The organism is Pseudomonas gingeri (assembly GCF_013386165.1).
Classification (GTDB): Bacteria; Pseudomonadota; Gammaproteobacteria; order Pseudomonadales; family Pseudomonadaceae; genus Aquipseudomonas; species Aquipseudomonas gingeri_C.
The window spans coordinates 523,812-544,683 of record NZ_JACAOS010000003.1 but is presented as its reverse complement, the minus strand read 5'-3'; the positions used below and the strand labels follow the sequence as shown (position 1 = coordinate 544,683).

The 20,872-nt window shown below is 59.4% G+C and carries 22 protein-coding genes; 13 read left to right on the top strand and 9 right to left on the bottom strand.

What is annotated here, in order from left to right; all coding sequences use genetic code 11:
- Window positions 1–45: 45 nt before the first annotated feature.
- The gene (locus HX866_RS06920; RefSeq protein WP_177139276.1) at window positions 46–2,061 is read right to left on the bottom strand and encodes a sigma-54-dependent Fis family transcriptional regulator; all 2,016 of its coding nucleotides are present in this window, start codon (window positions 2,059–2,061) and stop codon (window positions 46–48) included.
- 197 nt (window positions 2,062–2,258) lie between these two features.
- Here HX866_RS06920 and HX866_RS06915 point away from each other — a divergent pair, with 197 nt between their 5' ends.
- The 4 genes from HX866_RS06915 to HX866_RS06900 all read left to right on the top strand — a co-directional run bounded on the left by HX866_RS06915 (window position 2,259) and on the right by HX866_RS06900 (window position 6,164).
- Complete coding sequence (locus tag HX866_RS06915; RefSeq protein ID WP_177138699.1) at window positions 2,259–3,278, top strand: Gfo/Idh/MocA family oxidoreductase; 1,020 nt, start codon at window positions 2,259–2,261, stop codon at window positions 3,276–3,278.
- Complete coding sequence (locus HX866_RS06910; protein WP_177092043.1) at window positions 3,278–4,066, top strand: TIM barrel protein; 789 nt, start codon at window positions 3,278–3,280, stop codon at window positions 4,064–4,066. Before HX866_RS06915 ends, HX866_RS06910 begins: the two co-directional genes overlap by 1 nt.
- Before the next feature lie 100 nt (window positions 4,067–4,166).
- Window positions 4,167–5,093 carry a sugar ABC transporter substrate-binding protein gene (locus tag HX866_RS06905; RefSeq protein ID WP_177138697.1) on the top strand — a complete coding sequence of 309 codons (927 nt, stop codon included), beginning with the start codon at window positions 4,167–4,169 and terminating at the stop codon, window positions 5,091–5,093.
- A 114-nt stretch (window positions 5,094–5,207) separates the two neighbouring features.
- Window positions 5,208–6,164 carry a glycoside hydrolase family 6 protein gene (locus HX866_RS06900; RefSeq protein ID WP_177102180.1) on the top strand — a complete coding sequence of 319 codons (957 nt, stop codon included), beginning with the start codon at window positions 5,208–5,210 and terminating at the stop codon, window positions 6,162–6,164.
- Window positions 6,165–6,229: 65 nt separating this feature from the next.
- Here HX866_RS06900 and HX866_RS06895 read toward each other — a convergent pair whose 3' ends face one another.
- The 3 genes from HX866_RS06895 to HX866_RS06885 all read right to left on the bottom strand — a co-directional run bounded on the left by HX866_RS06895 (window position 6,230) and on the right by HX866_RS06885 (window position 8,123).
- The gene (locus tag HX866_RS06895; protein ID WP_177138695.1) at window positions 6,230–6,682 is read right to left on the bottom strand and encodes a hypothetical protein; all 453 of its coding nucleotides are present in this window, start codon (window positions 6,680–6,682) and stop codon (window positions 6,230–6,232) included.
- Between the two features lie 215 nt (window positions 6,683–6,897).
- The gene (locus HX866_RS06890; protein WP_177138693.1) at window positions 6,898–7,290 is read right to left on the bottom strand and encodes a hypothetical protein; all 393 of its coding nucleotides are present in this window, start codon (window positions 7,288–7,290) and stop codon (window positions 6,898–6,900) included.
- Between the two features lie 116 nt (window positions 7,291–7,406).
- Window positions 7,407–8,123: an SDR family oxidoreductase gene (locus tag HX866_RS06885; protein ID WP_177138691.1), complete on the bottom strand. Its 717-nt coding sequence runs from the start codon at window positions 8,121–8,123 to the stop codon at window positions 7,407–7,409.
- Between the two features lie 132 nt (window positions 8,124–8,255).
- Here HX866_RS06885 and HX866_RS06880 point away from each other — a divergent pair, with 132 nt between their 5' ends.
- Entirely contained in the window at window positions 8,256–9,185 is a 930-nt protein-coding gene (locus HX866_RS06880) for a LysR family transcriptional regulator (RefSeq protein WP_177138689.1), read from the top strand.
- Window positions 9,186–9,203: 18 nt separating this feature from the next.
- Here the strand turns inward: HX866_RS06880 and HX866_RS06875 are convergent, their stop codons facing one another.
- Together HX866_RS06875 and HX866_RS06870 are read right to left on the bottom strand one after the other, a co-directional pair.
- A complete protein-coding gene (locus HX866_RS06875; protein WP_177138687.1) occupies window positions 9,204–10,214 on the bottom strand; it encodes an aldo/keto reductase in 1,011 nt (336 codons plus the stop codon).
- A gap of 124 nt (window positions 10,215–10,338) precedes the next feature.
- Window positions 10,339–11,238 carry a LysR family transcriptional regulator gene (locus HX866_RS06870; RefSeq protein WP_177138686.1) on the bottom strand — a complete coding sequence of 300 codons (900 nt, stop codon included), beginning with the start codon at window positions 11,236–11,238 and terminating at the stop codon, window positions 10,339–10,341.
- 193 nt (window positions 11,239–11,431) lie between these two features.
- Between HX866_RS06870 and HX866_RS06865 the strand changes: the two genes are divergently transcribed.
- Window positions 11,432–12,211, top strand: coding sequence for a carboxymuconolactone decarboxylase family protein (locus HX866_RS06865; RefSeq protein WP_177138684.1), 780 nt, complete (start codon window positions 11,432–11,434; stop codon window positions 12,209–12,211).
- Window positions 12,212–12,266: 55 nt separating this feature from the next.
- Here HX866_RS06865 and HX866_RS06860 read toward each other — a convergent pair whose 3' ends face one another.
- Window positions 12,267–12,872, bottom strand: coding sequence for a TetR/AcrR family transcriptional regulator (locus HX866_RS06860; protein WP_177138682.1), 606 nt, complete (start codon window positions 12,870–12,872; stop codon window positions 12,267–12,269).
- 109 nt (window positions 12,873–12,981) lie between these two features.
- Between HX866_RS06860 and HX866_RS06855 the strand changes: the two genes are divergently transcribed.
- Window positions 12,982–14,094 (top strand): AbrB family transcriptional regulator, encoded by a 1,113-nt coding sequence (locus HX866_RS06855; protein ID WP_177138680.1) that lies wholly within the window; start codon window positions 12,982–12,984, stop codon window positions 14,092–14,094.
- Window positions 14,095–14,136: 42 nt separating this feature from the next.
- Complete coding sequence (locus HX866_RS06850; RefSeq protein WP_177092033.1) at window positions 14,137–14,445, top strand: hypothetical protein; 309 nt, start codon at window positions 14,137–14,139, stop codon at window positions 14,443–14,445.
- An 82-nt stretch (window positions 14,446–14,527) separates the two neighbouring features.
- Here the strand turns inward: HX866_RS06850 and HX866_RS06845 are convergent, their stop codons facing one another.
- The gene (locus HX866_RS06845; protein ID WP_177102195.1) at window positions 14,528–14,914 is read right to left on the bottom strand and encodes a COG4315 family predicted lipoprotein; all 387 of its coding nucleotides are present in this window, start codon (window positions 14,912–14,914) and stop codon (window positions 14,528–14,530) included.
- 182 nt (window positions 14,915–15,096) lie between these two features.
- Window positions 15,097–16,020, bottom strand: a complete 924-nt coding sequence (locus HX866_RS06840) for an alpha/beta fold hydrolase (RefSeq protein ID WP_177138678.1) — start codon at window positions 16,018–16,020, stop codon at window positions 15,097–15,099.
- 170 nt (window positions 16,021–16,190) lie between these two features.
- Here HX866_RS06840 and HX866_RS06835 point away from each other — a divergent pair, with 170 nt between their 5' ends.
- The 5 genes from HX866_RS06835 (at window position 16,191) to HX866_RS06815 (ending at window position 20,775) form a co-directional block, all read left to right on the top strand.
- Entirely contained in the window at window positions 16,191–16,625 is a 435-nt protein-coding gene (locus tag HX866_RS06835; RefSeq protein ID WP_177138677.1) for a GNAT family N-acetyltransferase, read from the top strand.
- Window positions 16,626–16,844: 219 nt separating this feature from the next.
- Window positions 16,845–17,651, top strand: coding sequence for an ABC transporter substrate-binding protein (locus tag HX866_RS06830; RefSeq protein WP_177138676.1), 807 nt, complete (start codon window positions 16,845–16,847; stop codon window positions 17,649–17,651).
- 82 nt (window positions 17,652–17,733) lie between these two features.
- Window positions 17,734–18,462 (top strand): amino acid ABC transporter permease, encoded by a 729-nt coding sequence (locus HX866_RS06825; RefSeq protein ID WP_177138675.1) that lies wholly within the window; start codon window positions 17,734–17,736, stop codon window positions 18,460–18,462.
- Between the two features lie 3 nt (window positions 18,463–18,465).
- Window positions 18,466–19,152: an amino acid ABC transporter permease gene (locus HX866_RS06820; protein ID WP_177092027.1), complete on the top strand. Its 687-nt coding sequence runs from the start codon at window positions 18,466–18,468 to the stop codon at window positions 19,150–19,152.
- 186 nt (window positions 19,153–19,338) lie between these two features.
- Window positions 19,339–20,775, top strand: coding sequence for a protein kinase domain-containing protein (locus HX866_RS06815; RefSeq protein WP_177138674.1), 1,437 nt, complete (start codon window positions 19,339–19,341; stop codon window positions 20,773–20,775).
- Window positions 20,776–20,872: the final 97 nt, after the last annotated feature.

Here is a 20,872-nt window from a genome sequence, read left to right as displayed (position 1 = left end):
GGGCTTGCAGCGCCATCCACGGGGTGACGCCTGATCAAGCCCGAGTCAGGGGTAGCTGGCGGATCGGAAAGCGTCGACGCTCAATCCGAAGCGCTGCATCTTGTTGTACAGCCCGCCACGGGAGACGTTCAGCTGCTTTGCAGCCAGGCGGACGTTACCACGGGTGTCCTTGAGGGCGGCGATGATCGCATTCATTTCATGGGTGCCCAGGTCCAGCGCCGCCCGTGGTTCCGGCAGTCGGCCCGGCACTGGCTGATGGAGCCGCTGCTTGATTTCAAGCGGCAGGTCCCCCGGCTGGATCAGTTCGCTCATCGCCAGGTTGGTGGCGCGTTCAATGGTGTTTTCCAGCTCACGGACATTTCCCGGCCAGTGGTAGGCCGCCAACATCTCCAAGGCCTCAGGCGAAAGCCCCGACACCGACTTGCGCAACGACTGGGCGCAACGACCGAGAAAATACCGCGCCAGCAACGCAATATCCTCGCGACGCATCCGCAAGGGCGGTACTGTCAGGTTGAGGACATTGAGCCGGTAGTAAAGGTCTTCGCGAAAGGCCCCATCGGCCACCGCCTGGCTCAGATTGCGGTGGGTGGCGGCGATGATGCGCACATCGACCCGCTGGGATTTTTTCGCCCCCACTCGCGTCACCTCGCCCTCCTGCAGAACGCGTAACAGGCTGACCTGGGCATCAAAAGACATGTCGCCGATTTCGTCGAGGAAGATGGTGCCGCCATCGGCCAATTCGAACTTCCCCGCGGAGCCGCCACGGGCCGAACCGGTGAAGGCGCCTTCGACATGACCGAAGAGTTCGCTCTGCACCAGGTCACGCGGGATGGCGCCGCAATTGACCGCCACGAACGGACCGCCGCAACGCGCGCTGGCGTTATGGATCGCCTGGGCGAACAGTTCCTTGCCGGTGCCGCTCTCCCCCAGGATCAAGGTGGTGGAATCGCTGCGACTGGCAATCCGGCCCAGGTGCAAGGCGTCCTGAATCGCTCGCGAACTGCCCTGGATGGTCTCGAAGGTGTAGCTGGCCTGGGTGCCGATGAGGCGCCGGGTAATTTCGCGGATGCGTCGATTCTCCCGCAGCGAAACAATCCGCCCGCCCTGCTCCAGTGAGCACACCGAAACCAGGCAAGCCAAGTGGCTGCGATCAGGCAGCTCGAAGGTGCAATCCAGGTCCCGCAGCCCTTCACCGCTGCGCAACAACATCTCGGCGGTCAGTTCACTCTGGCCCAGGCGCTGGAACGGACTGCCCAGCAGGTCCCGACCGACGCGGAAGAGTTGCCGGGCATAACGGTTGAGTGCCTTGATGCAGCCGCGCTCATCGAGCACCACCAGTCCTTCGTTGAGCACTTCGAGGACCGCTTGTTGTTCGTCCAGTAGGGTCTGCAAGGCCATCTGCCGCGACACCGCTTCGGCCGCCGCCTGCACGGTGCCCAAGGTATGGAAATGGAACCAGCCCGGCTCGGCCGTCAGGGTCAGCATGGCCAGTGTCCGGCCCTGGGCATCGCGAATCGGCGCGGCGGCACAGTGCATGCGCCGTCGACGCAGGCCAGTACCGAAATTCTCCTCGGCCAGCACATACACCAGGCGGTCTTCCGCCAGTGCGAGACCGGTGCAATTGGTGCCTTGTATCGACTCCAGCAGCCGGCTCCCCACCGGCGTGAGGTCCAGGCCGCAGAAATACAGGGTCGTGCCTTCGGCGTCCGTCAGGTTGATATGGCCCCTGGGGTTATAGGCCAGCAACCCGCGCATGACTTCAGCCGCCGCGGTGATCAGCGCCCGGTTGGCCGCCAGCGTCGCGGTCAGGGCTTCAGGGGTTACCAGGCGATACTCGCCATCCTCGGGATCGAGGCCGGCGCTGAAGCTGCGCTGCCAGGAATCCCAGATCACCTGCCTGACCCCTGCCGGTCGCTCCTGATGCCCCTGCCGGCACACCAGCCATGCCTGTTCCAGGGCGGTAATAGGCCCTTCACTCAAGGAGGCCGGCCCCAGGGCGGTCAGATAGTCGAGGTCCTGTTCACTGAAGACCATCAGCTGTGGGTTCACCGTCATCGTCATCTGCTCAATGTTCATATTTTTGACATGTCAGTATAGACATGTCATCAAAATGAACAATCACCTCAAAGCAATCTATATAAATTCGTTAATTATCAACAAGTTAAATATTGGCACAACCTTTGCTCCCTTGCCTTGTACCAGCAACGGCATCGCCTGCTGCCAAGTCATATGAACAACAATAAGACGGAGTCATTTTCATGAGCACATCCAAGATCATCCGCCTGGGGCTTATCGGTGCGGGACGCATGGGCAGCTTTCACGCCCAGACCGCCGCCCGGCACATTCCCGGTGCCTGCCTCGCTGCCATCGCCGACCCGGTGCCCGGTCAAGCCGCCCGCTTGGCGGCGGAATTGGGAGTGGCGCGGGTCTATACCGATCCACAGCAACTGCTCGATGACCCGGAGATCGACGCCGTCCTGATTGCCGCCCCGGCCCGCAGCCATGCTGAACTGGTAATCAGCGCCGCCCGCGCCGGCAAAGGTGTGTTCTGCGAAAAACCCATGGCCATCACCCTGGACGAAGCCGACCGTGCCATCGCCGCAGCCGCCGATGCCCGTGTCACCTTGCAGGTCGGTTTCAACCGCCGCTTTGCCAGGAGCTTTCGCGCCGCCCACCTGGATGTGGTCGCCGGTCGTATCGGCACACCGCAACTGCTGCGTTCGCTGACCCGCGACCCGGCCCTGAACAACCCGGCCGCCTCACCGCAATGGGTGATCTTTCTCGAAACCCTGATCCATGACTTCGACACCTTGCGCTACCTCAACCCAGGCGCCGAAGCGGTCGAGGTCCATGTCATGGCCGACGCCCTGATCGCCCCCGAGTACAAGGACAAGGGCCTGCTGGATACCGCCGTGGTAACCATCCGATTCGACAACGGCGCCATCGCCACGGCCGAGGCCAACTTCCAGGCGGTGTATGGCTACGACGTGCGCGGGGAAGTCTTCGGCAGCGCGGGCATGCTGACCATGGGCAACGTCAACGACTCGGACCTGGTGCGCTACCTGGCCAGCGGTATCCAGGCCGACACCCTGCGCCTGGACACCGACCTGCTGCGCGATGCCTACATTGCCGAGCTCAATCACTTTGTCGGCTGCGTGCGCTCCGGCGAAAAACCCCTGGCCAGCGGCGAAGATGCCCGGGCGGCTCTGGCCATTGCCCGCGCCTGTATCGAGTCGTACCAGCAGGGCAAAACCGTGCGCGTGCAAGGAGCCCATTGATGAGTTTCTCACCGTTCAAACTGGCGATCAGTGCCGAGATGGTCTTCCTCGACCTACCCTTCACCGAGCGCGTCAAACGCATTCATGGGCTGGGCTTCAGCGCGGAAATCTGGGACTGGACGAAGAAGGACATTGCCGCCCTGGTCGCCACCGGCGCCGACTTCACCTCCATGACCGGCTACATTTCGGGCAACCTGACCGACCCCGAGGACATTCGCCAGTTGCTCGACAGCGCCCGGGAATCCCTGGCCGTGGCGGAGCAACTGAACTGCCCGAGCCTCAACCTGCATGGCACGGGCCTGGGCGACCAGGGCCTGCCGGTCAAACCCGTGGCCCACACCAGCGGACGCATGTGGTTGAGCGCCTGCAAGACCCTGGAAAAAATCGCCCGCCTGGGTGAAGACGCCGGCCGGGTGTTCCTGCTGGAAAACCTCAACACCGAGGTCGACCACCCCGGCACCCCGTTCGCCCGTGCCGACGATACCCTGGCGCTGATCGAGGCCGTGGGCAGCCCGCATCTGAAGATGAACCTGGACCTTTACCACGCGCAGATCGGTGAAGGAAATCTGATCGAGCTGATCCAGCGTGCCGGCTCCGCCATCGGCGAAATCCAGGTCGCCGACGTTCCCGGTCGCAAGGAGCCCGGCACCGGCGAGATTCACTATCCGGCCATTGCCAGGGCCTTGTTCGGCATGGGATACACCGGCGTGGTCGGGTTCGAGGGTTGGGCCAGCGGCGACAGCGAAACGGCACTGGAACGCTTTCGGCAGGCGTTCACGCTGGACTGAGGGAGGCGGCACTCCTGGCGGAGTTGATCCGCCAAGGGCCTGCAGCCCGCAGGTTTGATCTTGATGAATTTCAACCCATAACAACAAAAGGAAAACCATCATGCGTTGCTACACACTGCTTTTTGCCACGCTGTTACTGCTCTTCAGCCAATGGGCCAGCGCCGGTTATCGCATCGGCGTCAGCATCGCCCGGGTCGACGACAACTTCATGACCTATGTGCGCAACGGCCTAGAAGCCGCCGCCAAACAGGAGAACGTGCAGATCCAGTTCGAGGATGCCCAGGGCGATGTGGTGCGCCAGCTCAATCAGGTCGAGGGTTTTCTCAGCCAGAAAGTTGATGCGGTGATCGTCCTACCAGTGGACACCGCAGCCACCGCCAGCATGACCCGCGCCGCCGTCGAAGCGAAGACGCCGCTGGTCTACGTCAACCGCCACCCGGACGAGCGCGTCCTGCCCAAGGGTGTCGTCACTGTAGCCTCGAATGACATCGAGGCCGGGCAACTGCAAATGCGTTATCTGGCCGAGAAGCTGGGGGGCAAAGGCAGCCTGGCGATCATCATGGGCGACCTTGCGCAAAACGCCACCCATGACCGAACCGAAGGCGTCAAACAGGTGCTCAAGGACTATCCCGGGATCAAGATCGTCGAGCAGCAAAGTGCCGAATGGCAGCGCAACAAGGGGATGGACCTGACCAGCAACTGGTTGCTGGCGGGCACCCAATTCGATGCCATCGTGGCCAACAACGACGAGATGGCCATCGGCGCCGCCATGGCCTTGCAGCAAGCCGGCAAAGCCAAGGGTGAAATTGCGATTGTCGGCATCGACGGCCTGCCCGACGGCCTCGCGGCCATCAAGCGCGGGATGCTGTTGGCCTCGGTCTTCCAGGACCCCAAGGCCCAGGCGAGCGTGGCGGTACAGTCGGCGATCAAGATGATCAAGGGCGAAGCGGTGGAGCCGGATGTGTGGGTGCCCTTCCAGCTGATCAAGCCGGAACAGGTGGCGATGTTTGAGCAGCGTTACAAGTAATGTCGAACCGGAGGGTGGCCTGGGCGGCCCTCCATCAGCTGTGATCGGTAACCAGATGCTGGAGATGTTAGGCTCGCCCCCTACCGTCATCCCGTGTTGAAGAGAAAGCAGTCAATGCCCAAGGCCGTCCTTCTTACCGCCTGCTTCATTTCCCTTGCCCTACCGCTGGCGGCCTATGCCAATGACAGCTTTTACGTCAATCCCGGATCATCTGTCGCCCAATGGGTGAAGGCAAATCCCGACACCCCGCGCAGCGCAAAAATCCAGGCCGCGATTGCCAGTGTGCCCAGCGCCCACTGGCTGACCGGCACCAGCCAGACCACCGACAAGCTCACCAACGCCGTCAGCCAGTACGTTGAAGCGGCAAACAAAGCCGATAAAACCCCTATCCTGGTGGCGTACAACTTGCCGGGGCGCGACTGTAGCGGCGGTGCGTCGGCGGGGGGTGCGGCAAATGCCGTGGAATACCGGGACTGGATAGACCGCTTTATCAACGGCATTGGCGACAAGCCCGCGGTCATCATCCTGGAACCGGATGCACTGGCAGACAGCGAATGCCTGACCCAGCCAAAGCGTGATGAACGCCTGGCGTTGTTCAACTACGCGGTCTCCGGGTTCAAGCAGCGGGCGCCCTCTGCCGCTGTTTATCTGGACGCAGGTAATGCGGGCTGGAAGCCTTCGGGCACCATGGCGGGCTACCTGAATGCGGCAGGTATGAAGGACGCACGGGGCTTTGCGTTGAATGTCTCCAACTTCTACACCCTCGATCAATCCCGTACCTACGGCGACGCGATCAATGCCAGGTTGTCCGCTGATTACGGCTATGCAAAATCCATGGTGATCGATACCAGCCGTAACGGAAACGGCGCCATTCCCGGTGACTGGTGCAATCCTTCAGGGCGCAAGATCGGCCTTCAACCTCAAGCAATCACAGAAACGGTGCTGGCGGCCTGGATCAAGATCCCCGGCAACTCGGACGGCTCGTCCTCAGCGACACGAAACTGCCATGGAGGTCCAACGGCCGGGACGTTCAGTCCTGATCTGGCCGAGCATTTGATTGACGGGAATTGATAGAGCGGCACCAGATGAAAATGTGTGTAGGCTGGCAATTCCGGGTAACCCTTCTCAGCCTTTAATCACGCTCGTACTCGACCCAAACGCTTACGGCGCAGATGTTGTATGAAGGACAGCACGACAAAGAACGCCATGAAAACCAACATAATCCACGGGGCGGCTTTGCTGAATTTGTCACTGTCCGAACGCTCCAGTGCGATGCAGCTCTCTGCATCCCAGCAACGCGCCCTACAGAACTCAACACCGTTGATGCGGCACGTCAACACTTGACCTGCAAGATGGCTCAGCTCAATCGGCTGCCCTCTGCGGTGACTGATGCTATCGCGAAAAATACTCAGGGGCCCGACTGAAAATTTCTGGTAGCGCCCAGCTTCCACGCTCTGCGTCATGAGTTCAACGCCCGCGCCCTTGCTACGTAATACGTGAATGAACGTCCCTGTGAACGATTCAACGCTTTTGCCTTGAAGGCCAAAATCCGAATGAGAGGGGAAAAACTGAAAAGGCAGACTGAACAAGAACAGAACCATGCAGAACGCAGCGTAACGCCCTGCTCCATTTAACGAACTGTACCTGATCAAATCGCATTATCCCTTGCTAAATTTATTTGGCCCAACGCCTGAACATAAATAATGGCCAGACGATATCAGAGACGGCATGGTTTACCGGGTGGCATCCCTCCTGATTCGCCTCTACCCGAAGGTCGTTCAGCAGCCGTTCAGCTTGATAAGGCCTAAGAATCGGGGTGCAGACGACTTGGAGTGCCCTGCCAGACCATGGGTGAAAGCAGGGCCACCGCAATAAGAAAGGCCACCTGAGACAGGTAGAAAGACGCCAGCCACTGCTGATTCAGCGCGACGTAGTAGGTGTTGTGAGCAACGTCCGCCACGATAATCGCAGCGGTCAGGACAATGCCCGTTCGAGGCTTAATAAACAGCAGCAGCGCAGCCAACGGATCAAGGAATGTCAGCGCGCCCCAGAACACACGACTGGCCCAATGGGCGCTCTCGCCGTAGCCATAGTCCCAGAGCAACCCATGCTGTAAATCTGCTCGCATATGGTTGGCGGTGGCCACCAACAGGCAACAGGCGAACAACAGGCGAATGGCAAAGGACAGCCTGGACATAGCACGATCTGCGTTGGAAAGTTAAGCCCGACAGAATATCGGTATCCGTCCGGCCAAGTCATCCGCGTGGGCTGTCCAACTGACAATGCTGGAGTGCAGGGCCCACCGTTGAGTCATCACCACGGGACGGTTTTACCTTCTCGGTCGACATATCGCAGGCCTGGCTCGCCTTGCTGCGCGAGCAAGGTACTGACGATTTTCGGGACGGTTTCCTCCAGACTGAATGGGGCGGTTGAACCTCCGAGGTCTGTACGGATCCAGCCTGGCGCCATGAGCACCAAGGCACGAGGATCTTCGGCGTTCCGTGCCGCATAACTACGCATATACATGTTCAGTGCTGCCTTGCTCCCGCGATAAACCTCGTGGCCGCCTTTCTCGTTATTACTCACGCTACCTTGTCCCGACGACATGATGCCGATCAGCCCGCTAGCAGGCACAAGGGATTGCAGGCCTTCAATCACCCGCATTGGGCTAAGCGCATTGGTGATCATGACTCGAACAAAATCGTCCGTTGCCACTTCTGCAATGGTTTCGTCCTGATTCTGATTGGCAGTACCCGCATTGACGAAAAGCATATCGAAGCTTCTGCCGGCAAGGCGTCCTCGCAAGGCTTCGATTTCGTCGGGTTGGGTGATGTCGAGAGACTCGATCTCGACACGGCCTTTGTGTTCGGCGGCCAAGCCATGCAGTTGCGTTTTGGCAGTGCCTCGGACCGTACCCACGACGTTCCACCCCCTCTCCAGGAACTCCGCCGCCATTGCATGGCCGATACCCCGTGAGGCACCGATGATAAGAAGTGTCCGAGGCGGGGTGGTGGATTCATTGCTGGACATGATTCATGTTTCCTTATTCGTTGCGATCGCCTTGACTATAGGAGGGAGAGACAAAAAGCGGTAGACGCAAGGAAATCACAATATAGTTGCATTAGACGCCTCATCCGGCAGACCTCTCTCAGCGGGACTTCTATGAGCGACATTGATCTGAATCTTCTCCTGGCCCTTGATATGTTGCTTGCCGAATGCAGCGTAACCGGTGCTGCTCAACGCTTGAGTCTCAGCACTTCGGCCATGAGTCGCACGCTGACGCGCTTGCGCGCCGCCACTGGAGATCCCCTGCTCGTGCGCGCCGGACGTGGACTCGTGCCTACGCCTCGTGCTTTGGAACTGCGTGATCAGGTTCACGAGTTGACCCGTAATGCTCGGGCCATGCTGCGACCGCAGGTCAGTGCCGTTGATATGGCATCGGTCGAAGGTACCTTCACCGTCCGTGCCAGCCAATCATTCATGGCGTGTCTGTCCGGCCCGCTGGTAACGGCGGTCACCCACCTGGCACCACGCATCTGTCTGCGGTTCGAAGCTCGCCCCGACAAAGATGCGCAACCGCTTCGTGAGGGAACGATAGACCTGGATATCGGCTTGCTTGGAACCTCTGCACCGGAGATTCGTACCCGGTTCCTTTTTCATGATGCGTATGTCGGGGCCGTTCGCGTCGGACATCCGATCCTGGCAAGCAAACAGGTGACAGCGCAGAGTTTTGCCGCCTTCAATCATGTTGTGGCGCTGCAAGAGGGGAATGCAATCGAACCGCTCACCCATGCGCTTGAGTCCAGTGGACTCAAGCGCAGGATCACCGTGGTGGTGCCGGGCTACACCGATGCAATGCGGATCGCCCGCCGATCAGAGCTTGTCGCTGTCGTGCCACGCTCCAGCCTGGGGAGTGCTCGTTGGGAGGGTTCCTCTTTGGAGCTGATCAACTTTGACCTCCCCGCGCGCCTCCCTCGCTTCCAGATATCGGCGATGTGGCATCCCCGTATGGACGCTGATCCGCTACATCGCAGCCTGCGGAATTGCATCATTTCGGTATGCCAGGAAGCCTATCCTGAAGACGGGAGCTGAATGCAAATGGCCAGCCGTTCAAAGTACCCTGCGACCCTCTACCGGATACCCCGGATCCGTAAAACCATGGGTCGACGCATGCCCAGGCACAACCAGGCCGTCGACCAGTTTCTCGTCGTCTGGCCCTAGCTCCAACTCGAGTGAGTCCATATAACTGTCCCAATGCGCCTCGGTACGCGGACCGGCGATGGCCGAACTGATCAACGAGTTTTTCAACACCCAGGCAATGGCAAAAGCAACTGAAGTGGTGCCGCGCTCAGCCGCATGACGGGCAATGGTCTGGGCAATTTCCAATGACTCCGGGCGCCATTCGGTCTGCTGGATACGCTTGTCGCCACGCCCTGCGCGGGTGTCCGCGGGTGGCGGTGCATCCAGCGCATATTTGCCGCTCAACACGCCACGCGCCAAGGGACTGTAAGGCACGACACCCAACCCATAATTGCCCGCCACCGGCAGTTGCTCGACTTCCGCCGTGCGGTTGACGAGGTTGTACAGCGGCTGGCTGACCACCGGCCGTTCGATGCCCAACTGGTCGGCGATGCGGACCATTTCCGCAATGCGCCAACCGTGGAAATTGGACACACCGTAGTAGCGGATCTTGCCTTGGCGAATCAGGTCACCCACGGCACGAATCCCCTCCTCCATCGGTGCATCCGTCAGGGCCCGATGGAAATACAGGACATCGATGTAGTCCGTGCCCAGACGCTTGAGACTGGCCTCGACGCTTTGCATGATCCATTTACGCGACTGGCCCTGCTCGTTCGGGCCGGCGCTCGCGGACGACGGATAGCCAAACTTGGTGGCCAGCACCCAACGATCCCGCTGCTCGGCAATCGCACGCCCCACCACGGCTTCGGAACGCCCGGCGTGATAGGCATCAGCGGTGTCGATAAAGTTGATGCCGCTGGCGCCAGCCTTGTCGATGATGCGCCGGGAGGTGGCCTCGTCGGTCTCGCCACCAAACATCATGGCACCCAGGCACAGGGGAGAAACTTTCAAGGCACTACGGCCCAGATAGCGGTAGTTCATCGGTCACCTTCATATCAACGTTGAAACAGGATGGCCGAGCCAGAGCTCAAAGCCGTGCAGCCATCCTAGTCACAAGCCAATTGATGATTAAGACCGAAAAGGCGGATTCGGTCATGAGCAAGCCTCATGAATCCTCGGAATAGCGCAGGGCCGCGATCACCAGGGCCAGCGCACGAGACGACTGCCGCCGGCTGGGGTAGTAGATGTGCAATCCGGGAAAGGTCGGAAACCAATCTTCGAGCACCCATTGCAGGCGTCCGGCAGCAACATGGGCGGCGGCGAGCTCTTGCGGAATGAACGCCAACCCGCAACCGCTGAGCGCTGCTTCGAGCATCTGATAGGAGCTGTTGAAGGTCAGTTGCCCCTCTACGCGAACCTGCCGTTCGGTCTTGCCCTTTTTCAGCTCCCAGGGATAACAACCGCCGTGGGTGGGCAAGCGCAAGTTGATGCAGTTGTGCTGGGCCAGATCGTCAGGCTTGCGTGGTGCCGGATGGGCCTGCAGGTAGGACGGCGCGGCGACGATGACCATTCGCAGGTCTGGAGCGACGCGTACCGCAATCATGTCCTGGGCCACCTGATCCCCCAGGCGTACACCGATGTCGTAGCGCTCGGCAACGATATCGGTCAGCCCATAGTCGGTCATGATTTCGACCTTGATATCGGGGTACTGCGACATGAACGGCGCCAACCTCGGCCATAACACGCTGTTGGCCGCGTAATCGGTGGCGGTGATGCGGATGGTGCCCCGTGGGCTGTCGCGCAGTTCGATGACCTCGGCCAGGCCCGCGTCGATCTCTTCAAAGCGCGGCGCCAGGTTGTTGTACAACTGCTCGCCCGCCTCGGTCGGCGCCACACTACGGGTGGTGCGGGTCAGCAAGCGAACGCCGAGGCGTGTCTCCAGGGCGCGGATGGTGTGGCTAAGAGCGGATTGCGAGACGCCGAGCTGGGCGGCGGCACGGGTGAAACTGCGCTCGCGGGTAACGGCCAGAAACGCCAGCAGATCGTTGTAACTTTCCCGGGCCATTGATGAATGCCTGCCATGAATTTCCGGAATTATAGCGCCATAACCCTCGGATCATTCATGAGCCCTGTTTATGACTGCATGCGGGTTAATGAACTTAATGAATCTATCCAGTTTTCTTAAACTCTTGTTACGCAACGCCGTCTTGCCCCTGCGGTATCACCCTTGATGACCACTCATCTCAGGAGTCGACTCGATGAAACTGTTAGCCAGCACCTTCGCCACACTGTGTTTCTCGGCCATGGTCGACGCCGACCAAGGCCGGCCACGACCTGACCCAAAACCCTCGCCGGATGTACTGGAAGCCACACCCCAGTTGTACAACTACACCACCGAGCTACTCTTCGGCGAAGTCTGGAAGCGCGAGGAACTGGAGCCCCGCGACCGCAGCCTGATCACCCTTGCCGCGCTGGTGTCCAGCGGACAGAGCGCACAGCTCAGCGGACACATCGAGCTGGGCCTCGACAACGGCGTGAAGCCAAGTGAAATCAGCGCGCTGATCACTCATCTGGCGTTCTACTGCGGTTGGCCGAATACGATGTCGGCGGCCGGTGTGGCCCGGCAGGTGTTCACTGAACGGCAGATTCCCGCTGACCAGATTGCCCCACCAGCCAAAGAGCTGCTGACGCTCGAACCCGTGGCCGAGGCCAAGCGCCGAGCCCTCGTCGAGGCGAATGTCGGTGTCGTTGCGCCCGGGCTTTCGCACTACACCAATGACGTCCTGTTCGCCGATCTATGGCGCCAGACCGACCTGACGCCACGTGATCGCAGCCTGATCACCGTGGCCACATTGATCACCCAAGGGCAGGCCGCTCAACTGCCCTTCCACTTGAACCGGGCGATGGACAATGGCTTGACCCGAGCGCAGGCCGCGGAGGTGGTGACCCATCTGGCGTTTTATGTGGGCTGGCCAAAAGCGATGTCGGCGATACCCGTGCTGAAAGAGGTGTTCGAGGTGCGGGACAAACAAGCCTGAGTACTGTGCTTTTTTCCTTGCCGGTCAAGGCGCTGAACGGCGCCGTGCTATAGACCTAGGCTTCCAGCGCCGCCAGATAAAGCCGAACCATGTCCTTGGTCTCGGCCACCAGCACCCGTTGTGTGGCCGGCGTCTCCTCGCTGATCCGCCCGAGGCCCTTGAACACGTTCAACAGCGTCACGGCCACAGCCTTGGACTTGGCCGCGGACAGGGCCGGAATCACCTCGCGCAGTGCCGCCTCGATGCCGTCCACCATGGCCTTGCGAAACTGCTGCCTGCGGCTTTCGCTGGCCCCCGCGACATCCACCAGATTGATAGCGAACTGACGCCGGGACTGCAGCGCGAGACTGAAATCGACAAACGCCGACGCCAGTTCCGACGCTGTCATGCCGTGGGCTTGCGAGGCCAGCTCAGCGAGGGATTGCAGGGCGTGCTCGACGTAATTCATCAGCAGCGCCTCAGCCACGGACTCCTTGGTCGGGAAGAACCGATACAGCGAGGCAATCGCCGTCCCGGAACGCGCGGCGATCTCCGTCATCGTCGTTGCGTCAAAACCCTTTTCCGAAAATAACTCGACTCCCGCCTCCAGAATGGCCGCCACACGAATGTGCCCCTTGGCTCGCTTGGGCTCCTGACCTTTGGCGATTGGCTTTGTTGACATATGAGAGGATGTCCTTCACTATTTTTACTAGAGGATATCCTCTCATTCTAGCATCACACCGACCCGAAGCAACGCCCGGCCACCCGTCCGGCTCCATCCAGGGGTTTGCATGTCCAACGCAGATACTCATATCACCACTACCAGCACCGGCAAGCTCGCCTCGGCATGGCAGTGGATCGTGCTCCTGGGACTGTCGACACTCTTTGCCGTGGCCCTGACCTGGGTCGGGATTCCGGCAGCCTTGCTGCTCGGCCCGATGTTGGGCGCCGTTATCGTCGCCATTACCTTCATCGACACCCGAGTACAGGTCCCGCGCTCGGCGTCCGCCTTCGCTCAGGGCCTGCTGGGCTGCATGATTGCCAAAACCCTGGTGCAATCGTTCGCCGGTGCATCGGTCGGCAATTGGCCGCTGTTTGTCCTCGGGGTGGTCGGTGTGATCGTCGCCGGCGGTTTGCTCGGATGGGGTCTGACGCGCCTGCGCGTGCTACCGGGGACCACCGCCATCTGGGGACTGAGCCCCGGTGCGGCCACCGTGATGATCCTCATGGCCGAGAATGCCGGGGCCGACGCGCAGCTGGTCGCCTGCATGCAGTACACCCGCGTGATCCTGGTGGCGGTGATCGCCACGCTGATTACCCACTTCACCGGTGCCGGCGTGGTACATGAGGTGCATTCGGTGGTCTGGTTCCCAAGTATTGACTGGCTACCGCTGGCCCAGACCCTGCCCCTCGTGGCCGCCGGCCCGCTGGTGGCGCGCCTGGCAAAAATACCGGTCGCCGCCCTGCTGGTGCCTATGTTCGGCGGTATCTTCCTCGCTCGTCAGGGCTTGATCAGCATCGAGATGCCGCATTGGTTGCTGGCACTCGGTTATGCGGCTATCGGCTGGCGGATCGGCCTGCCCTTCACCCGACCGCTGGTGAAATACGCCCTGAAAGCCTTTCCGGCGATCCTCGCCAGTACCCTGGTGTTGATCATGATCTGTGGTTGCCTCGCTGCGGTGTTCGTCTTTGCCGCCGGCATCGATCCGCTCACCGCTTACCTGGCGACCAGCCCGGGCGGTGCGGATTCCGTCGCGATCATCGCCGCCTCCAGCCACGTCGACGTGCCCTTTGTCATGACCATGCAGATGGCCCGCTTCGGCGTCGTACTGCTGGTCGGGCCGACGATCGCGGCCTTCATCTCCCGTCGCATCGCCCCAACGGGCCGTGCCACTGAAACGTGAGCCTGCAGCCTTTATCCATGCCTCCTTGCCTATAGGTGATCCATGTCCATCACAGCCTTTTTTGCCGGTGTTTTTCTCTGCAATGCTTTCCCGCATCTGTGCAGCGGGCTGCGCGGCGAAGTTTTTCCCACGCCCTTTGCGAAACCGCGTGGCAAAGGCCCGTCATCACCGCTGGTGAATTTTCTCTGGGGTGTCTTCAATCTGCTGGTGGGGATGGTTCTGCTGTCGCGACAGCCTGTGACTGTCGGTTTCAATTCGACGTTTATCCTGCTGGTGCTCGGTGCACTGGCGATAGGGACTTACCTTTGCGTGCACTTCGGCAAGGTGCGCGCAGCGTCCTCCCGGGCCTGATCCAGCGCGCCGCGCCTTCGCGAAAAGGAGCGGCTGAGCGCCAATCGGCGGCCGGACAAGGACCGCTACGCAGCGCTACCGATCAAGGCTTGGCGACGTGCCAGACCGAATTCACACCTTCGCCAGTGGTGTCGCCCGGCTTGCTGTCCTTGACCCAGCCGTAGAGCGGCAAGTCCTTGTAGGCCCACTGCTTGCTACCGTCATCACGGGTGACAATGGTGTAGCCATCGGCGGCCTTGGCACCGGCGGCAACGGGCAGCGGCGGCCAGTTGTTGGCGCAGGGCCCGTTGCACACGGATTTGCCCGAGCCGGCGGTGTCCTTGGTGAAGGTGTACAGGGTCATGCCCTTGGCATCGACCAGAACCTTGCCGCCGGCGGTGTCAGCGACTTTGGCTGGCGCATCGGCAAAGGCCACGCCGCAGAAGGCGGTCATGGCAACGGCAGCGACGAGGGTGATTTTCTTCAGCATGGAGTGTTCTCTGTTTGAGGAATAAGTCGGACCAGGGAAATGCGGCGCAAGCAGGTGCCACATCAGGGCAAACACATCACAGAGGGTTTTATTCATCACGCCGGAAAAATAATCGGATCGGACGAGCTGCATCTGCACGCCCCCGGTGAAACAGCCACCGAGGGCGTGATCAAGACGCGTCCTCAGAAGGCCGCCAGGAACTCACGATATTGTGCGGCCGTCTGCTCCGGCCGCTCGATCATCGGCAGATGCCCGACCCCGTCCCAGCATTCCAGGCGCGCGTGGGGAATGCCCGCGATCCAGGTTTGCGCGCTGGCCAGGGGTACCATGCGGTCTTCACGGCCCCACAACAGCAGGGTCGGAATACTAATATTGCTCAGCCAGGGCTCCATTCTCGGACTGTCGTGGAAAGCATCAAAGATCTCCGCCAGCTCATCGCGTCGCTCGATATAAGCCTGCGCTTCTGCCGCCAACAGCACACCTGGAATCCAGGGGGGCGAGGCCATGGTCATGGAAAAGAACCGGTCGAACTCCGCTCGCGAGTGAATCAGGAAAGGATTACGGCCCTGTTTGACCAACTCTTCCACTTCATTGGGCTGCGGCAGATTGACCCCCACCGGGCCCATCAGCGCCAGGGACAGCACCCGCTCCGGGTGATGTGCCGCCAGCCAAGTGGCGACGTAGGCCCCCATGGAACTGCCGACCGCATGCACCTTGTCGATCCCGCTGGCGTCCAGCAGCTCGATCATCCGTTGCGCCTGGGCTTCGATGCTGTAGTCTGCGCCCCGCTCAAAGCCACTTTTGCCGTGCCCGGCCAGGTCGGGAATGATCACCCGATGGTCGCCGACAAAATGCCGTGCAAAGCGGGCCCAGAGATTCTTGTCGGCACTGAAACCGTGGATCAGCAGCAACGGCGCGGTCTTGCCGGCGACCCCACCCTGCAACGTCGCCAGGGTCATGCGCTCAATCGTCACCGGGACTTCCTTCAAGCGCGAGAGCCGCGCCTCCAGTCGTGTAATCACATCAGACAACAGCCCACCCACACGGGGATAAGTCCACCATCCCCACACAACGGCGATGGCGATCAGGGCAAAAAACAAGAGCATCAAGAGTTCTCCAGAACGGGGTCGCGACATCTGCTTGCACGCGACCAGCCTCGTCATACAAACAGAACGGGCAGCCGCCAGCAAGGCGCCTGGCGTGATCGACGTGACAAGGAGCGAATGGCTTCTGGTAGGCTGCCAAGCCAGACACTCAAGCCACCAGGTCCGTTGCCATGATCCAGATCCGCGCCATGACGCTGGACGACTATGAGGCGGTCATCGGCCTCATGCGCAATACCCCCGGCATCGTCGTGCGCGATGCTGACTCCCGCGAGGCCACCGCCCGCTATCTGGAGCGCAATCCGGGGATGAGCTTCATCGCGCAAGTCGGCGAGCATCTTGTGGGCTGCATCATGTCCGGGCACGACGGGCGCCGGGGTTACCTGCAGCACCTGATCGTCCTGCCCGAATATCGGCGCCAGGGCATCGCCAATGCGCTGGTCGAGCGCTGCCTGTCGATACTTGAGCGTCATGGCATCCTCAAGTGCCATGTCGACGTACTCAAGACCAATGAGGCGGCTGCCCACTATTGGCAGAACCAGGACTGGCAGCTCAGGCAGGATATCGATCGTTATTCGTTTACCCGCTCGGGCAATCAGAATGCATAAACATTCGTCGATGGCGGATCGACGGGTCGTCTCTTGCCCAGTCAGCTAACCGGAACGTACGACAGGCCGGCGACGCTCTAGCATGCGGGTCACAGCGAATCCCCCAGAAAACCTACTTATTCCATAAAGACATCAACAAATTCTTTTATATTCTTTTATTGTTTATTCATGGACTGCAAGACTCGGCACCAGAATCATCCACCAAGTGTTGAGATCACCATGAAGAAATTAACTGCCCTCACTGCCCTCACCCTCGCCGTCCTCTCGGGATTGGCCCATGCCGACCGCCTGGAAGACATCAAGAAATCCGGCGTACTGCGCGTCGCCTCGTTCGACAGTAACCCGCCGTTCGGCTTTATCGACGCCAAGAGCAAACAGATAGAAGGCCTGGACGTGGACTACGCCAAGGCCATCGCCGACAAGCTCGGGGTCAAGCTGCAACTGCAACCGACCAACCCGGCCAACCGTGTACCGTTGCTGGTCGCCAACAAGGTCGACCTGGTCCTGGCCAACTTCACCATCACCCCGGAGCGCGCCGAACAGGTCAACTTCAGCATTCCCTACTTCAGTTCCGGCCAGCAGTTCATCGTCAAGAAAGGCACCCTCAAGTCCCAGGATGACCTGAACAAATGGCGTGTCGGCGTGGACAAGGGCACCGTCAACGAAGCCGTGCTGCGCGAGAAATTCCCCGGTGCCAAGGTCGTGGCCTATGACGACACCCCGTTCGCCTTCACCGCCTTGCGCAACGGTAACGTGCAGGCCATTACCCAGGACGGTCCGAAGTTGATCGGCCTGCTGGCCAACGTGCCGGACAAGGACAAGTACGAAGTACCGCCCTTCACCATTTCCAACGACCTGATTGGCGTCGGCGTGCCCAAGGGCGAGACCGCGCTGACCAACGTGGTCAACGAAACCCTTGTGGAACTGGAAAGCAAAGGCCAGGCGCAGAAGATCTACGACGCCTGGTTCGGCCCGGACACCAAGACACCGCTGGCCCGCCTGTACAAGATCGGCGACAAGAGCTGATCGCCCTCTCCTCTTGCGTACAACAACAGCCCGCGCGGTTTTCCGCGCGGGCGTTTTCCATTCTGGATGGACACCGCCCTAGATGTTTGGTGAATTGCTCGGCCCGCAGTACCTGAAATGGTTGTTCGATGGATTTCTCCTGACCCTGGGTTTGTCCGCCGTGGTCTGCCTGGTGGCCACCGCGCTCGGTTTCCTGGTGTGCCTGGCGCGCCTCCACGCATCACGCCTGGTGGCCTGGCCGGCACGGGCTTACCTCGCCTTGTTTCGCAATACACCGCTGTTGGTGCAGCTGTTCTTCTGGTATTTCGGCGTCACCGCCCTGCTGCCCGAGGGCCTGGTTAGCTGGCTGAACATGCCCCATGAAGTGAGCGTGGCCGGCGTGGAAATCAGCTGGCCGTCGTTTGAATTCATCGCCGGCTTCTGGGGACTGACGCTCTACACCTCGGCTTTTATCGCCGAAGAATTTCGCGCAGGCGTCGCCTCGGTGCGTCCGCAACAACGCGAGGCTGGGGTTGCGCTGGGGTTGCAGCCGGCACAGGTCTGGCGTTACGTGGTGCTGCCTCAAGCCTTGCGCACTGCTCTCGGTCCATTGCTGGGGCAATACATGAACGCGCTGAAAAACTCCTCGCTGACCATGGCCATCGGTCTCGCCGAACTGTCCTACGCCTCGCGCCAGGTCGAGACCGAAACCTTCAAGACCTTCCAGGCCTTTGGCTTCGCTACTTTGCTGTACATCTTCAGCATTGCCTTGATCGAAGCGGCCGGACAGTGGATCCGGCAGACCAAGCGTTATCGCCAGGGAGCTGCGTAAGCTATGGACTTTTCCGTTATCAGCGACAACCTCGAGTACTTCCTGATCGGCGCCTACCCCAACGGCCCGCTGGGCGGCGCGGCATTGACCCTGGTGCTGAGCGTGCTGTCCGGCGTCAGCGCCGCCGTTCTCGGCCTGGTGCTGGGCATTGCCCTGAGCAGTCTCAAGGGCTGGCCACGGGGGATATTGATCGCCGTGCTGGGCTTCCTGCGGGCGATCCCCGTACTGATGTTGATCTTCTGGAGCTACTTCCTGCTGCCGATCGTCTTCCACGTTGACATACCGGCGCTGTTTACCGTGGTCTGCGCACTGTCGCTGATCGGCGGCGCTTACCTGGCGTACTCGGTGTATGCCGGAATCCAGAGCCTGCCGGCCGGCCAGTGGGCAGCGGCGCGGGCGCTGGGGATGCAACCGGCCCAGGTCATGCGGCTGATCATCCTGCCGCAGGCGTTGCCGATCATGCTGCCGTCGTTTCTCAATCAGTGGATCTCGCTGATCAAGGACACGTCGCTGGCGTATGTCATTGGCGTGGGGGAACTGTCCTTTGTGGCGACCCAGGTGAGCAACCGGGTGATGGTCCATCCCACGGAGATTTTTCTGTTTGTGGCGTTGGTATACTTCGTGTTTTGTACGGGGTTGGATGTGTTGGCCAATTTCGCGGCCAGCAAGCGGCAGGTGAAGCGAGGTTGATCAAGCGCACTGCTCGTTTGCCGGATAGCGCTGCAGCCAGAGGTGTCACCCGCGTTGAGGCCATACTTTCGAATGGAGATATCAAAAAGCCACTTAACTGATCGTCCGGTGTCGAATATGATCGCTCCAATGCCAAGGAGGTCTGAGGCTGACGCAGCGACTTATTAAAGTGAACAAGGACGAGACATGAGCAGTAAAGGCAACCCAAGCACCATCAAAAAAGGCCAGAAATTTGGTAAGTGGACACTTGAAGAAGCTATTGGCGAAGGAGGCAACGGTGAGGTTTGGCTTGTCAGTAAAACGAATGATAAATCTCATGCATTGAAGCTACTCAAGTCTGTCACACCGGAGTCCTATGAAAGATTCAAGATAGAAATTGATGCACTCGAAAAGCTCGGGAGCACACCAGGAATCGTACCGCTGATCGACAAGCATCTTCCCGAGAAAAAAGAGGGAAAACCCTGGTTTGTCATGCCCATTGCCATGCCATTCGAAAAGTATATCAAAGGAAAAAAACCAAAAACCATCATCCAGGATTTTATTGAGTTAGCCTTAACAATTGACACACCACACCAAAATTCAATATCTCATCGAGATATAAAACCAGCAAATTTTTTATATTTTAAAAATCGATTATGCCTGTCTGACTTTGGATTGGTTAAGTATCCAGAACGGGAAAATATTACCCCGCCTAAACGAGATGTAGGTGCAAAATTCACGATGGCCCCTGAGATGAGGCGACACGCTTCGAGGGCCGATGGGTTGGCTGCAGATGTCTACTCTTTTGCCAAATCCTTGTGGATCGCCCTAACGGGAAAAGAGCTGGGTTTTGATGGCCAGTACAATTCGGCTTCACCTGAACTGGCGCTAAAAACTTATCTTCCTGACATATATACCACAACATTAGATCGTCTTTTATACGAATGCACGGATACTGATCCGTCTCTTCGACCGCCTATTGCGTTGGCAGCCAAGAGGCTCCAAGAATGGTTAGCAATTATTGAGAATTTCCATACCCGAAACCTTACCGAATGGACAGAGCTGACGCAAAAATTGTTTCCGCTAGGGGCGCCGGCACGGACGACATGGACCGAAATCGATATTATTTGTGCGGTACTTTCTGAAATCGCAAAGGTCCCTGCACTCAACCATATGTTTTACCCGACAGGTGGTGGAAACACCATTACCGGGGTCCGTCGAACGACGGAAGAACGCATGATTGAACTGCTAATCGGGGATGGTACGGCAGAAATACTTAGACCCAAAAAGCTAACATATGAATCCTTTGGCCATGATACCAGTTGGACTTACTTCAGGCTGGAGGTTGACACCCTAAAGCCCACAGGCATTAAAGAAGCCTTGAGTGAAGATGGAATCCGAGAGGACCTTATGGAGTTAGGACCTGGAAAATATATTTCCTATTCAACATTAGAAAAAATGGAATACCATGATGAACCGCTGCCCGAATCCCCTAGGTCAATAGGGCGCTATCTTAAGGGGTCATTTGTTTTTTTCAGCACCCGATCCGCCTACAATGGTGACACCAGCACATATGATGCTAGACATAATAAAATGACCGAAAAAGAATTTCGAAAGTACATACAAAAAAATTCCCAGCCATAATCCCAATTCTTTCGACGAGTCCGCAACCATGCCCTAACCTTGGAGGCGGCCCCCGACCTGGCAATCGATAGGGGCCGAACTCAGGATACGAGAAGGA

Excerpts from the sequence above, each read along its gene's own strand:
- HX866_RS06835 (WP_177138677.1), top strand. The coding sequence starts at position 16,191 with ATGATCCAGATCCGCGCCATGACGCTGGACGACTATGAGGCGGTCATC.
- HX866_RS06850 (WP_177092033.1), top strand. The coding sequence starts at position 14,137 with ATGTCCATCACAGCCTTTTTTGCCGGTGTTTTTCTCTGCAATGCTTTC.
- HX866_RS06880 (WP_177138689.1), top strand. The coding sequence starts at position 8,256 with ATGAGCGACATTGATCTGAATCTTCTCCTGGCCCTTGATATGTTGCTT.
- HX866_RS06845 (WP_177102195.1), bottom strand. The coding sequence starts at position 14,914 with ATGCTGAAGAAAATCACCCTCGTCGCTGCCGTTGCCATGACCGCCTTC.
- HX866_RS06875 (WP_177138687.1), bottom strand. The coding sequence starts at position 10,214 with ATGAACTACCGCTATCTGGGCCGTAGTGCCTTGAAAGTTTCTCCCCTG.
- HX866_RS06820 (WP_177092027.1), top strand. The coding sequence starts at position 18,466 with ATGGACTTTTCCGTTATCAGCGACAACCTCGAGTACTTCCTGATCGGC.
- HX866_RS06885 (WP_177138691.1), bottom strand. The coding sequence starts at position 8,123 with ATGTCCAGCAATGAATCCACCACCCCGCCTCGGACACTTCTTATCATC.
- HX866_RS06915 (WP_177138699.1), top strand. The coding sequence starts at position 2,259 with ATGAGCACATCCAAGATCATCCGCCTGGGGCTTATCGGTGCGGGACGC.
- HX866_RS06900 (WP_177102180.1), top strand. The coding sequence starts at position 5,208 with ATGCCCAAGGCCGTCCTTCTTACCGCCTGCTTCATTTCCCTTGCCCTA.
- HX866_RS06855 (WP_177138680.1), top strand. The coding sequence starts at position 12,982 with ATGTCCAACGCAGATACTCATATCACCACTACCAGCACCGGCAAGCTC.
- HX866_RS06910 (WP_177092043.1), top strand. The coding sequence starts at position 3,278 with ATGAGTTTCTCACCGTTCAAACTGGCGATCAGTGCCGAGATGGTCTTC.
- HX866_RS06865 (WP_177138684.1), top strand. The coding sequence starts at position 11,432 with ATGAAACTGTTAGCCAGCACCTTCGCCACACTGTGTTTCTCGGCCATG.
- HX866_RS06890 (WP_177138693.1), bottom strand. The coding sequence starts at position 7,290 with ATGTCCAGGCTGTCCTTTGCCATTCGCCTGTTGTTCGCCTGTTGCCTG.
- HX866_RS06830 (WP_177138676.1), top strand. The coding sequence starts at position 16,845 with ATGAAGAAATTAACTGCCCTCACTGCCCTCACCCTCGCCGTCCTCTCG.
- HX866_RS06860 (WP_177138682.1), bottom strand. The coding sequence starts at position 12,872 with ATGTCAACAAAGCCAATCGCCAAAGGTCAGGAGCCCAAGCGAGCCAAG.
- HX866_RS06825 (WP_177138675.1), top strand. The coding sequence starts at position 17,734 with ATGTTTGGTGAATTGCTCGGCCCGCAGTACCTGAAATGGTTGTTCGAT.
- HX866_RS06840 (WP_177138678.1), bottom strand. The coding sequence starts at position 16,020 with ATGCTCTTGTTTTTTGCCCTGATCGCCATCGCCGTTGTGTGGGGATGG.
- HX866_RS06920 (WP_177139276.1), bottom strand. The coding sequence starts at position 2,061 with ATGACGATGACGGTGAACCCACAGCTGATGGTCTTCAGTGAACAGGAC.
- HX866_RS06870 (WP_177138686.1), bottom strand. The coding sequence starts at position 11,238 with ATGGCCCGGGAAAGTTACAACGATCTGCTGGCGTTTCTGGCCGTTACC.
- HX866_RS06815 (WP_177138674.1), top strand. The coding sequence starts at position 19,339 with ATGAGCAGTAAAGGCAACCCAAGCACCATCAAAAAAGGCCAGAAATTT.
- HX866_RS06905 (WP_177138697.1), top strand. The coding sequence starts at position 4,167 with ATGCGTTGCTACACACTGCTTTTTGCCACGCTGTTACTGCTCTTCAGC.